This window comes from Paenibacillus sp. 19GGS1-52 (assembly GCF_022369515.1).
Lineage (GTDB): Bacteria > Bacillota > Bacilli > Paenibacillales > Paenibacillaceae > Paenibacillus_AQ.
On sequence record NZ_CP059724.1, the window covers coordinates 3,115,059 to 3,127,663 of the forward strand.

Consider the following 12,605-nt stretch of genomic DNA (forward strand, 5'->3'; position numbering starts at 1 on the left):
CTCGGCAACCAGTATCGTCAGCGAGCGGGGCGAAAAATGCAGCAGTGGGATGACAATGGAACTGATGCCCAAAGGTGGAGCATCGTGGACGGGGTGGGGGTTACTACAAACTTATTTCTAAAGTCAGCGGATTGGCTATCGACGTATCCGGATCTTCTACAGCCGATGGCGCTGCGATCCAACAGTGGACCGACAACGGAACGGATGCACAGAAGTGGTTATTTACCAAAGTTAACTAATGGTTTAAAGATTCAGCCGTCTGGATTAGGGATTATTCCAATCCAGACGGCTTTTTTTCTATGATTCAAGTACAGTCTGCTTCAGCTGTAAAAACATGTGTTCTGCCATTTTTATATAATCATCGTTCAGTACATTGACTTGTGTTTGCAGAACAGCCCACATGGCATTCCAAAATGTTACTACAAAAGACATCTGTTCTAAGCTTTTCAGCGTATCAAGTTCACATTGACCAAAGTAATGCCGCAGGAAGTCCTCCTTCATTGCGGGAGAATAGGATACACATGCACAAGATAAATCAAAAAAGATATCACCCATACCTGCATATTCCCAATCTATCAGCCTTACTGTTCCATCATCCAAAAAATTATTAGGAAACGGATCATTATGACACAGCCCTATATACAATTGCTTATGCTGCTCTCTTTCCTCTTTTATGGTATATAACTTAGCGATCAATGTATCCAAGTAATCTGGAAGCTCCAAATGATTTTGGATTGCAAATTGAATTCTATCCTCGATATCCTTATAGGGTGAGAATTCATAGGGAATAGCAGTTAAACTATGCACCTTCCTCAAGGTGTCGGCAATACGCTTCATATTCTCAGTGGTTCCAACATCCTCATTTGTCCATTTTCTGCCGTCTATAAATTTCGTAATCATATTTCCAGTTCCAGTTGAAAAATAAACGATTTCCGCACCTATACCTATTTCTGATACAACCTCCATGGAAGCAAGTTCAGCATATCTATTAATACCAAGGTTGCTAGCGTTTGTGCCGCTTATTCGAATGGCATATTTGATATCGCCTTTAGATACAACATAATTCTGATTGGTCAAACCGTCGCTTTGATATTCTATAGAAATATCTGCGATTTCCCACTTTAAATGGTCCTTAATGAGCTTGTGTATTAATTCATTCATATCTATAATCCTCCTGTTATGTAATTACAAACTCAGGATAACAGAAGGAGTGTATATTAAAAATGCAGATTACAATCATTAATTTGTATTTTATTAACTTTTAGCATTTCATTGATTCGTGTTTATTCCAATTAAATTTGAGCGGCTCCGCCATCCACGAACAATTCTGTTCCAGTAATATAGCTGCTCTCATCAGAAGCAAGGAACATGACCGCATTTGCGATTTCTTCAGATGTGCCTATTCTGCCTAAGGGAGTTGTAGCCTTCATATTTTCCAGGACGTTGTCGAGTTCTGTTCCAAATAAGTCATCATAAGCCGGTGTCAGAATGTTTCCAGGGCTCACAACATTCACACGAATTTGAGAACCTTTCAAATCTAGCGCCCAACTGCGAATTAACTGTCTGATAGCTGCTTTTGTCGCACTGTAGACACTGAACGCGGGCATGCCCATTGAACCAGCCGTGGACCCCGTTATGATAATTGAACCTATATTGCTCGGGAATAAGGGTAATGCTTTTTGAACCGTGAAGATCGTTCCTTTTACGTTTACGTCGAAGGTTTGGTAATATTGCTCTTCCGTAATCTCACCCAGTGGGAGTAATGACCCCAGTCCAGCATTAGCAAACAAAATGTCCAGATGGCCTTTCTCTTGCTTCACGGCTTCGTAGAGTTTATCCAAATCTGCCAAATTGGACACGTCGCCTTGAATACCTGTTACATTCTCACCCATTAACTTCACTGCTGCATCAAGCTCGCTTTGTCTGCGTCCAGTAATAAAGACATGTGCACCTTCTTTTACAAATTGCTGTGCTGCTGCAAGACCGATCCCACTAGTGCCTCCAGTTACAACTGCTACTTTACCCGTAAACTTTCCCATGTGATGAATCTCCTTTTAAAGAAATATTTTGATTCCCTTTTATAAGTGTTATTATGTATCATAAGTAGTATTAATGTAAGTACCCACTTATTTGTTACATAGTAACCAAAAAGTGATAATTGTATAGGAGAGGGGTTCTACAACATGAAAGTTTATTATTGTAACCTAGAAGTAACGATGGAGGTCATCGGGGGGAAGTGGAAAGGGCTAGTTCTATACTATTTGATCAAAGGTCCGAAACGAACGAGCGAATTAAAGCGACTGGTGCATAGTATCACACAAAAAATGCTTATCCAAACCCTCAGGGAATTAGAAGCTAGTGGACTTATTAGCCGAAAAATGTTCAATCAAGTACCTCCGAAGGTCGAATATTCGACTACAGAGTTAGGGCAATCGCTAGAACCCATTCTAAGATCACTTTGTGAATGGGGTGACGATTATGCGGAGCAAACTTTCGCTGAAGGCGAAGTGCAAATTCTGAAATCTGATCAATAGTATAAGATGTGATGGAATGATAGGGAAGTTGATTGGTATAGGGAATACAGCTGAAGTTTTTGCTGTAGGCGACGGCAAAGTGGTTAAGCTTTTTAATTTTGGTTATCCATTGGATAATGTGTGTAAAGAGTTTGATAATTCCAAATTACTGCATGGATTAAATATTCCAACCGTCAAAAGCTATGAAATGGTTACATACGAAGGGAGAAATGGCATCCTATATGATAGGATCGACGGGATGTCTATGCTGGATATACTTCTGAACACCGAGGATTTTGAGAAATACGCAAATACTTTAGCTAGATTGCATAAACAGATGCTGGCGTGCAAATTGCGCGGCGCCGTTAGTTTAAAGTCTATTTTAAAGAGAAATATTGAATATACGGATCATTTAAGTATGCCCAACAAATCTAAGCTTATTAATATGCTTGATACATTGCCGGATGGCGACTGTTTTTGCCATGGTGATTTTCACTTCGGCAATGTTATTATCGAGCAAGAACAGAATTATATCATTGACTACATGAATGTCTGTCACGGGCATGAATATGGAGATATTGCCCGAACCGTATACTTAATCGAAATGACGCCTGTGCCAGCCCAAACTCACAATGCCGAACGTATTCTTGTTATGAAAAAACAGGCAACTGAAATTTATCTACAGGAAATAGGCGTTAATAGAGAATGTTTGTCCGAGTGGTTATTAGTAATTGCTGCTGCCAGACTTTCAGAATTAAGCTATGAGCAAGCAGATGAGAAAAATTCGGTGCTGGAGTATCTAACGAAACAAGGATTATAGTCAAGGGGTTTTCAATAAAGAAATACAATAGCATCAACCAAGATGAAACGGATGCCGTCCTTTATATGGACGGCATCCGTTTCTTCGAGAAATATAAGGATATATTATTGCGTGAAGCCTATAAATTCTTATATTTTAAGATGAAACGGCTTCTCCGTCCTTTTAGGGATGGAATACATTTCTTCGAGAAATATAAGGATAAGTTATTGCGTGAAGCATATAAATTCTTATATTTGAGAAAAAAACCGTTTTACACGGCAGACCTCTGTCGCGTAAAACGGTTTATTTTGTAATGAACTCATTCGTTTCCTGCTATTACATAAACATTTTACTGGCTTCCAAGTGCTCTGCGCTTTTGGCATCCCCTACGGTTTTGGGTTTCTTAAGTAGAACACCTAAGACCACACCTACAATGGCGATGTATACCAGTACTTTAAAAGTACCTGAGAAAGAATTCGTCCATGTTTCAATAGTGGGTATGCCATCGGCAGGCATGAATCCTTTCATATTACTGGTCAGGATCGTCATCAGGCCAGCAATAGCGAAGGAACTCATTACTTGTTGAGCGGCATTGGTGAGTGAAGTGACCCGACCTACCAGGTTTTGCGGTGAAGCTTGAATCAGATGCGTATTCAGAGGCATTAGAGAAATTCCCATTCCAGCACCCAGCAAGGAAAGGGGGAGGATCAGAGAGGATATTCCATCCGCTGCGGAGACTTGAGTCAGCATAAAGGTTGCGGCTGTGACAAAGGCCATACCAGCCATGACTAAAGGACGGGCGCCGATTCTATCGAATAAAGCACCGCTGATGGGCATGAATATACCTGCAGCTATCGCTTGAGGCAACATGATTAACCCGGTATCAAAGGCACTGTAGTTCTGAGCTTGTTGAAGGAATAGAGGGACAATGAACATGGAGCCAAACAGGGCAATCTGAGAAATCCATTGAATTACAATTCCTTTGCTGAAATCCATGGATTTAAATACACGCAGTTCCAGGATCGGTTGCTTATGGCGAAGCTCAACAATGATAAATAACACTAAGGCTACGAAGCCAATGCCTAAACCTGTAAGTGTTTTGGTAGAGGTCCAGCCATTAATACCTTCGCTAACCCCATAGGATAGACCAGCAAAAGCGATCGGAGCTAAGATCATCCCCCAGATATCAAGGGCAGTAACTGGCTGACGCTTAATGTTGGGGAGAAAACGAATACCAATGATAACGGCAAGGATACCAATCGGGATGTTAATGATGAAAATCCACTGCCATGCCGCATAATCCACTAACCATCCAGCTAATAGCGGACCAAGAGCAGGGGCGAGTAGGACAGGAATACCCATAATACCCATTACGGCACCGACTTTATGGGGTGGAGCAAGCTGATAAACAAAAGCGAAAGCAATGGGCATTACCATTCCGCCGCCAACACCTTGAATAATACGGTAAATAATTAGTTGTGTGGGGTCTGTTGCAATGGAGCAGAGCAAGGAACCAAGAGTAAAGAATCCGACAGAGAAAAGGAAAATTTGCTTGGCGCCAAATCGGTCGGATAACCATCCGGCAAGTGGAATCACTGCTGCGTTGGCAAGAACGTAACCGGTGACCGTCCACTGCAAAGTGGTTAAGGAAGAATTAAATGCGCCTGAAAGCTTAGGAAGTGCAACATTTACAGCCGATCCATCCAGAACAACCATGAACAATCCCAGAATAATGGTGATTAGGGGGACTAATATGGCTGTAATCGATTCTGGCCTTTCTTTAGATAAATCTTTTACTGTTCCAGCTGACATACTCAACCCCCTAGTTTTTTTTGAAATAAATTGTAAATAGCTTGTCACTTATAGTCCTTATCGTTCACTTGACCCTGTCAGTCTTCAAGGGTACAATACGGCTATATCAAGCAACATTTACATTTAGTTCGATAAGTGGACATTTGTCCGTTTCGTGATTCTGATAATACCGGACAAATGTCCACTTGTCAATTGTATAGGCAGCAACTTTTGGAAAAGAGGTATGGTTCCATGAAAATTCGGAAGGAACGTAAAGATGCGATTGAGCATCGTCGTCTTATTTTACTAAATGCACAGACCCTTTTTATCGAACATGGTGTAGAGGGTGTAACGATGAATCAGATTGCTAAAACGGCTGGTATTGGACAAGGGACGCTCTATCGACGTTATGCACATAAGGGTGAGATTTGTCAGGATTTGATGAAAGACAGCAGTGAGGAGATCTGTGACACGATTCAAAGCTATTTGGACCTGAATAAGGATATCCCGCTAAAAGATCGTATTACCAAAGCGCTCGAAATCTCTTTTGATTTCATTGAAAGCTATTCCCCTTTGCTGGTTTCTATCCAAGCTCCAACCTGTGAAGGGCGGCAATCGCTCTATTATCAATCCCCTTTATATAGTTTCATGCATAATGTCTTTTGTAATTTGCTCCAAGAAGCTGAACCTGCGACCAAAGAATTATCTAAGGATACGAATTTTATAGCAGATATGATACTCGCTTCTATGAATCCTGAGCTATTCCTATTTATGAGAAGTGAGCGCGGGTTAACAAAAGAAGAGATCAAGGATAAGCTGGTAAGCGTATACATTGATCCGTTGTTGGTGTAACAAAAAAAAAGACCCGTAAGATAGACGCTTCTTTCTGAAGCGTCTATCTTACGGGTCTTTTTTTTTCAAAGATACTTATCCTTATGTTTTTCCTTATAATGTTTACGATACAGAGCAGGCGTTATCTCTGCGAATTTCTTAAAGGTCTTAATAAAATAACCAGGTTCATTGAAGCCCAGTTCATCACTGATTTGGGAAACGGGCATATCGGTTACTTCTAACAGTTGCTTCGCCCAGGTAATTTTGAGCTGTGCGACATAACTCGTGAAGTTCTCGCCTGTTTCTTTGGCAAACAGTCTGCTAAAGTAGCTGGGACTTATATGACAAAGCTCAGCCATATGCGTTAAAGAGATATTTTCACTTTTGTTATGGTAAATATAGTCACCAGCCGGTTTCAAAACGGAGTTTGTCCAAACATTGGGTTCATTTGAGTTTTTTAGATAGGCATCTGCAATCGCGTTGGTCATTTCTTTTTTTATGGACTCCATATTTTTGATCGTGTAGCCGGGCAGAATGGTGGAAATATGTAAGCTCTCCTCATTTCCAGCAGCTTTTTCGAACATTTCAACCAGCAGATTTTTGTTGAGTGCTTCCTCAATAATATAATTGCAGAGTAGAAACAGCATATTGGAGATCTTGATGACTTCTTCATAAGTCATGGTAGGGATATTATCATAATATTCCTTCAAGTTATTCGCTTTCATATGATGTGATGTTTTGTTCATCGAGGTTACAATCTGCTCCAGGTCCTTGCCGTTCTCAGGGTCTGAAAGCTTCACCTGTCCGGCCATAACTGCACCGATATACTTATCATCGATGGTGATCGGAATTGCAATATCCACGATATTAAAATGGCACAGATAAACGTAAGGCGCATTTAAGCGAACCGCTTCTAGACCCCCGCGGGAATCACACTTTTGACAATAAGGCAGCAACTCAGGGTCTTTGCGTACATTTTGACAGAAAGCCTGGCAGCTGCTGTGACTTGTAACAGGGTTGCCTTTATAATCAACCGTTAGAATAGCCAGTTTGGTAACAGTAGCCAAAGAATCTTGAAGGCGCTTCCATTTATTCAAGTCCAATATTTTATGAATCCGTAATGATTCCTGTATCACAAAGTTACACCTCCGCAGCAAGATTGAAGTATGAATCATAATAAGTTGAGCTAAAATGATGAGAATGGTGAATTTTTGAGAACCGAGTGCAAAAAATTACGATTGCAAATTATAATTATTAGTAATTAGATTCCACTCCAATGCTTTAATTCCTGCTATATACTTTAATAAATGAATAATTAAATTATTTACAAACGGAGGAAATGACGATATGAGAAAAGCATTTATAAGTCCAACGAAATATGTTCAAGGAGAAGATGAGTTATTGAACCTTGGATATTTCGTGCAATTATTTGGCGCTTCGGCTCTATTAATTGCCCACCCGGACGATGTGTTGCGTGTAAAGGATAAGCTCGATGCAACAGCTGAGAAGTATGCAGTGACCTTTGTTGAAAGCGGTTTTAAAGGGGAATGCTCTCGTCAGGAAGTAGCCAGATTGCAGGAAATTGCCAAAGACAAAGGTTGTAGTTGTATTATCGGCCTGGGTGGAGGCAAAGCAATTGATGCGGCCAAATGTGTAGCTGAAGGAGAGTCCCTAATCATTTGTCCAACGATTGCCGCCACCGATGCGCCCACAAGCCATTCAGCCGTTCTGTATACGCCAGAGGGTGCTTTTGATGATTATGCGTATTTCAAGCAAAGTCCTAGTGTTGTTCTAGTGGATACGACGGTTATTGCCAATGCACCTACACGCTTCCTCGTTTCAGGTATGGGCGACGCCTTATCTACCTATTTCGAAGCAAGAGCGACAGCCAAATCCTTCTCCAGAGTGAATGCCAGTCTTCCCATGGGTTCAAGAGAAGGGTTCACTGCCCCGGCTGTGGGAACTCATGCGGCTCTCGCGCTGGCGACTTTATGTTATGAAATGCTGCTGAAGGATGGCGCCAAAGCCAAGACAGCCTGTGATTGCAACATGGTTACACAAGCATTAGAGAATATAATCGAGACGAATATTTTATTATCCGGGCTGGGCTTTGAGAGCGCTGGCTTGGGTGGGGCACATGCGATTCACGATGGCCTAACGATCCTCGAAGGGACACATTCCTTTTATCATGGTGAAAAAGTTGCCTTTGGAACCATCGCTCAATTGGTGCTGGAGAATGCTCCAACGGAGGAGCTGCATCAGGTACTGGATTTTTGTCTGGAGATAGGATTGCCGGTGTGTCTGGCGGATATTGGCGTTGACTCTATTACTACAGAGGAACTGCTTCAAGTAGCCGAAAAATCATGTATTCCGGAAGAATCGATTCATGCTATGCCTTTCCCTGTCACGGTAAAGGAAGTTGCAGCGGCGATTGCTACGGCAGACCGAATTGGCCAAGACTATAAAGCGCGCCGGGAGGCCAAGTAAATGAAGAAGATTATCAATAAAGCGGAAGATATCGTTATTGAAATGTGTAACGGTATGGTTATGGCTCATCCGGAGCTGGAATTTGTGAAGAAGTATAAGATTATCAAGAAAAAAGATATCAACCAGAACAAGGTCAGCCTGATCAGTGGTGGAGGCAGCGGCCATGAGCCTGCACATGCAGGATATGTTGGCAAGGGGATGCTGGATGCAGCTGTGTGTGGAGATATCTTCGCTTCTCCGTCGCAAATTCAGGTGTATCAGGCCCTTAAAGCAACTGCTGGCAACAAAGGTGCTCTGATGATTATTAAGAACTACACCGGGGACATGATGAACTTTAGGAATGCAGCATTTATGGCCGAGGAAGATGGGCTGCAAGTCGATTATGTGGTAGTGAATGATGACATTTCAGTGCAGGACAGTTTATATACAGTAGGACGGCGGGGAGTAGCGGGAACTGTATTGGTCCACAAAATTGCCGGTGCTGCGGCAGAAGAAGGACGTAGCTTACAACAGGTGAAAGCCGCTGCAGAGAAAGCCGCTGCAAATGTGCGCAGTATCGGTTTTGCTTTAACCTCAAGTACGGTTCCTGCGAAGGGTACACCAACGTTTGAGATAGCTGAAGATGAGATGGAATATGGTGTGGGTATTCATGGGGAGCCAGGGATTCGGCGGGAAAAAATGGCCACAGCCAATGTGTTGGCCAAGCGTATGCTGGAAGCATTGTTGAAAGACTTAAAGATCGACAGTCATACATCTACCGAGATTGCCTTATTAATTAACGGTTTTGGAGGAACGCCTTTACAAGAGCTGTATCTGCTAAATAATGCAGTTGCGCGAGAGTTGGCAAATCACAGCAACATTAAGGGTTGTGCTACTTTCGTCGGGAACTATATGACAAGTATTGATATGGCCGGGGCGTCCGTAACCCTTATGAAATTGGATGAAGAACTGAAAGCGCTGTTGTTCAAAGAAAGTGATACACCTGGCTTCAAAGTTTCAGGACCTATAGAAAGCGCCCGGTATGTTGAAATCGTTGACGAGAATACACAAGAAGCCACTATCTCCTATGAGACCGAAACACCTGCAGAATATGCCACCATGAATGGCAAGACATTCACGCTAGATAACATCGTTTATCTGGTCGATAAGATGAGCGAAATTATTATCAAGAATGAAGTTCCTTTCTGCGAACTGGATTCCCATGCGGGTGATGGTGATTTTGGGATGAGCATTGCCAAAGGCTTCCGGCAGTTGAAACGAGAGTGGAAGCACATTCTGGCGGATAACAAGACGGACATTGGAACTTTTTTGAATGCTTGTTCACTGGTGATTATGGAATATTGCGGAGGGGCGTCTGGTCCAATCTGGGGTTCGGCGTTTCGGTCTGCGAGCAAGGCTGTTGCTGGAAAAACAGAATTAACTATAGCTGATTTTGCAGACATGATGCAGGCAGGTGTAACAGGCATACAAACTACGGGTGAGCGTTCTTTTGGACGGGGGGCTGTGGTCGGAGATAAAACGCTGATTGACGCACTGGTGCCTTGTGCAGATTCCTGGTCGGAGAGTGCTAAAGCTGGAGATGATTTCAAAGACGCTTTTGCGAAAGGTGCCGATGCAGCTGTTGAGGGCGCTAAGAAAACAGAAGATTTCGCAGCACGAATGGGACGCGCAGGCACCGTTGGGGACAGAAGTATTGGTTATCCGGATGCCGGAGCATATGCGCTGGGTGTTATTTTCAAAGAGCTATCGGATCAAATGAAATAAGCATAGATCGTTATCAAAAGGTTACAGCGTTACGCTACTTAGCGCTGATTTACCTTCGAGAAGATATGATAACGCTTTCATGTAGAGTGTGCTAATCGACATAACCATGACAAAGGAGCAATCTATAATGAGGAAAATAGGTTCGTTTTTAAGAAAACCACAGGGCTTGCTGGCCCTATCTTTAGTGTTGATCATCATTGGCAGCCTTTTTGCTAGTATGTTTAACACCTCATTTTACTCGGTGAAGGTTAAGGAAATTACATTTAAAGCGGACCACGGGACACTCTCCGGGTTGCTCTATATGCCTAAAGGAGCAGGTGCAGATGATCCCCGACCGGTGATTATCACGACACATGGATATCTGAATACCAAAGAAATGCAGGATGCTCCTGCGATAGAGATGTCCAGAAGAGGTTATATCGTCTTGGCATTGGATATGTATGATCACGGGGATTCCCGCTGGGACAACGACATACCCGTGAAAGATCTATTTGGTACCTTTTGGATCTATTCTCAATTTGACGCATCAAAGTACATTTTCCAACAGGATTACACCAAAAAAGATGATAGCGGTAATGCATATGTCGCTGTCAGCGGCCATTCCATGGGCGGCTTCTCCTCATTGCTGGCTATGTATATGGACGAACTAAACTCATTGCAGACTGGCCAGCGCATGATTTATACAGGAATTACAGCAGGCGCCGATTTCTCTTACTCTTCAGCAGTTGCTCCTCAGGACCAGCTTCAAGCGGCATTTGGCAGCCGTACAGTTGGGATGATTGCCGGTAAATATGATGAGTTCTTCTTCAATAAGTCTGACGGGGAGAAAAGTACTGCAGAGAAGAAAGTGCAAGGTACAGTTACGAGTAAGGATTTCGCGTCAACCCTCTCAGGCAAGATGTTCCTCGGTCTTTCTGCGGATAAACAGGCAACTGAGAGCAAGTTCTACACTGTGCAATCCGGCGAGTTAAGTCTCGACGATGCGGTGGTGCGTCAATCACAGACGGGTGAGCGAATCCTGTTTACACCTAACCAAACTCACCCATGGAACCACTTTTCCAAAACTACCACAGCCCATTTTATTGATTTCTACGCCCAAGCTTTTAAAGGTGTGACTTCTCCAAATCAGACAAATGTTGATCTGGGTTCAGGCCATCAAATCTGGTGGTTAAAAGAAGCTGGCAACTTTATGGCCTTAATCGGTTTCTTTCTAATCATAGTTCCACTTATCAGCTTGCTGCTGAAAGTTCCATTCTTGAAGCGCTCAGTCACCTCATCCATTGCAACCGTTAGTGCGCCATCAACTGGCAAGGGTAGAATCGTATACTGGGCAGCTATCGTATTCAGTACCTTAATCCCGGCTATTTTGTTCCCAACACTGATGGATAAACAAGTGAACGGAATGAATGTCCTCAGCATTATTGCCGTTATTTTGCTAGTTGTTTGTGTAGTGGCAGCAGCAGTTGGTTTTATTCTGGCGAATACCCAAAAGACAAACCCTGAACTCCGTTCCAAAATGAAAAATATGGGTTATGGAAGTGCGGTGCTGGCAGTAGTTGCACTACTGATGTGGCTGATCTTTAACAATGCCAACCATATTCTCTCCACAAGTTCTTTCTTTAACGAACCGACAACGAACCAGGTAGCTTATTGGGCGATTGTTTCCGGACTAATTATTACATTCCTAACATTTGCTTTCTACTTCTTCTCGAAAAAGCAGGCAGGTACGAAATTCAGTGACTATGGAATCAATCTTAATATAGTTACAATTATCTCCAGCTTATGTACAGCACTTGCTGCCGTGTTTTTGGGCTATCTGCTGCTGTTCACGGTACAGGCGGTATTTGGCACTGACTTCCGAATCTGGACCTTCGCCGTACGAACCTTTCAGATAGAGCATCTGATTACCGCGCTGCGGTATATGCCATTTTTCCTAATCTACTACTTTGTCAGCGTTGTGGCACTGAATGCGAATACACGAGGTCGAAAAGGAGAATATCTCCTGTCCATTATTCTGAATGTGGGCGGGCTTATCCTTTGGATGGCAGCTCAATACGGTAAGGATTTTATTACGGGTGTTGCGCTTTACCCAGGGCAAGCCTTAAATGGTATATTGCTATTCGCCTTGGTACCATGCCTCGTATTGGCGGCAATATATGCCCGTAAGATTTTTGATAAAACCAACAATGTGTGGCTGGCCTCTTTCTTGAACACTCTATTGTTCACAATCATTACCGCAGCTAATACTGCAATGTTCTGGAATCTTATTTAATCTTGTGAAGTCACTAGTGAGCAACACAGATTGTCAGTGAGATAGTGAAGCACCCGCAGAGATGATCTGCGGGTTTTTGCTGTGATAGTACAGGAAACCGATAGGCGGAACAATGGAAGTGCGATTATTCGCCTCATAGCCGAGGGGA

11 protein-coding genes are annotated in these 12,605 nt (G+C 42.8%); 7 read left to right on the forward strand and 4 right to left on the reverse strand.

What is annotated here, in order from left to right:
- Positions 1–36 precede the first annotated feature (36 nt).
- A complete protein-coding gene (locus tag H1230_RS31655) occupies positions 37–303 on the forward strand; it encodes a hypothetical protein (protein WP_481857145.1) in 267 nt (88 codons plus the stop codon).
- Here the strand turns inward: H1230_RS31655 and H1230_RS14650 are convergent.
- A complete protein-coding gene (locus H1230_RS14650; protein WP_239716493.1) occupies positions 298–1,161 on the reverse strand; it encodes a choline/ethanolamine kinase family protein in 864 nt (287 codons plus the stop codon). The genes H1230_RS31655 and H1230_RS14650 overlap by 6 nt on opposite strands.
- A 131-nt stretch (positions 1,162–1,292) precedes the next feature.
- Complete coding sequence (locus H1230_RS14655) at positions 1,293–2,039, reverse strand: SDR family NAD(P)-dependent oxidoreductase (protein ID WP_239716495.1); 747 nt, start codon at positions 2,037–2,039, stop codon at positions 1,293–1,295.
- A 144-nt stretch (positions 2,040–2,183) separates the two neighbouring features.
- On the opposite strand from H1230_RS14655, the gene H1230_RS14660 reads away from it, so the two are divergent.
- Positions 2,184–2,534, forward strand: a complete 351-nt coding sequence (locus H1230_RS14660) for a winged helix-turn-helix transcriptional regulator (protein WP_239716497.1) — start codon at positions 2,184–2,186, stop codon at positions 2,532–2,534.
- 16 nt (positions 2,535–2,550) lie between these two features.
- On the forward strand, positions 2,551–3,333 hold the full coding sequence (locus H1230_RS14665) for an aminoglycoside phosphotransferase family protein (protein ID WP_239716499.1): 783 nt from the start codon (positions 2,551–2,553) through the stop codon (positions 3,331–3,333).
- A 315-nt stretch (positions 3,334–3,648) separates the two neighbouring features.
- On the opposite strand, the gene H1230_RS14670 is transcribed toward H1230_RS14665, so the two are convergent.
- On the reverse strand, positions 3,649–5,124 hold the full coding sequence (locus H1230_RS14670) for an MDR family MFS transporter (RefSeq protein WP_239716501.1): 1,476 nt from the start codon (positions 5,122–5,124) through the stop codon (positions 3,649–3,651).
- Positions 5,125–5,355: 231 nt separating this feature from the next.
- Here H1230_RS14670 and H1230_RS14675 point away from each other — a divergent pair, with 231 nt between their 5' ends.
- Complete coding sequence (locus tag H1230_RS14675) at positions 5,356–5,955, forward strand: TetR/AcrR family transcriptional regulator (protein ID WP_239716503.1); 600 nt, start codon at positions 5,356–5,358, stop codon at positions 5,953–5,955.
- A 65-nt stretch (positions 5,956–6,020) separates the two neighbouring features.
- On the opposite strand, the gene H1230_RS14680 is transcribed toward H1230_RS14675, so the two are convergent.
- Positions 6,021–7,070, reverse strand: coding sequence for a PocR ligand-binding domain-containing protein (locus H1230_RS14680; protein WP_239716505.1), 1,050 nt, complete (start codon positions 7,068–7,070; stop codon positions 6,021–6,023).
- Positions 7,071–7,281: 211 nt separating this feature from the next.
- Between H1230_RS14680 and H1230_RS14685 the strand changes: the two genes are divergently transcribed.
- From H1230_RS14685 to H1230_RS14695, 3 genes are all read left to right on the forward strand, one after another.
- Positions 7,282–8,421, forward strand: coding sequence for a glycerol dehydrogenase (locus tag H1230_RS14685; RefSeq protein WP_239716507.1), 1,140 nt, complete (start codon positions 7,282–7,284; stop codon positions 8,419–8,421).
- Complete coding sequence (dhaK, locus tag H1230_RS14690; protein WP_239716509.1) at positions 8,422–10,185, forward strand: dihydroxyacetone kinase subunit DhaK; 1,764 nt, start codon at positions 8,422–8,424, stop codon at positions 10,183–10,185.
- 127 nt (positions 10,186–10,312) lie between these two features.
- Positions 10,313–12,457 carry an alpha/beta hydrolase family protein gene (locus H1230_RS14695; RefSeq protein ID WP_239716511.1) on the forward strand — a complete coding sequence of 715 codons (2,145 nt, stop codon included), beginning with the start codon at positions 10,313–10,315 and terminating at the stop codon, positions 12,455–12,457.
- Positions 12,458–12,605: the final 148 nt, after the last annotated feature.

Coding starts and splice junctions, on each gene's coding strand:
- H1230_RS31655 (WP_481857145.1), top strand. CDS start 37: ATGCAGCAGTGGGATGACAATGGAACTGATGCCCAAAGGTGGAGCATC.
- H1230_RS14650 (WP_239716493.1), bottom strand. CDS start 1,161: ATGAATGAATTAATACACAAGCTCATTAAGGACCATTTAAAGTGGGAA.
- H1230_RS14655 (WP_239716495.1), bottom strand. CDS start 2,039: ATGGGAAAGTTTACGGGTAAAGTAGCAGTTGTAACTGGAGGCACTAGT.
- H1230_RS14660 (WP_239716497.1), top strand. CDS start 2,184: ATGAAAGTTTATTATTGTAACCTAGAAGTAACGATGGAGGTCATCGGG.
- H1230_RS14665 (WP_239716499.1), top strand. CDS start 2,551: ATGATAGGGAAGTTGATTGGTATAGGGAATACAGCTGAAGTTTTTGCT.
- H1230_RS14670 (WP_239716501.1), bottom strand. CDS start 5,124: ATGTCAGCTGGAACAGTAAAAGATTTATCTAAAGAAAGGCCAGAATCG.
- H1230_RS14675 (WP_239716503.1), top strand. CDS start 5,356: ATGAAAATTCGGAAGGAACGTAAAGATGCGATTGAGCATCGTCGTCTT.
- H1230_RS14685 (WP_239716507.1), top strand. CDS start 7,282: ATGAGAAAAGCATTTATAAGTCCAACGAAATATGTTCAAGGAGAAGAT.
- dhaK (WP_239716509.1), top strand. CDS start 8,422: ATGAAGAAGATTATCAATAAAGCGGAAGATATCGTTATTGAAATGTGT.
- H1230_RS14695 (WP_239716511.1), top strand. CDS start 10,313: ATGAGGAAAATAGGTTCGTTTTTAAGAAAACCACAGGGCTTGCTGGCC.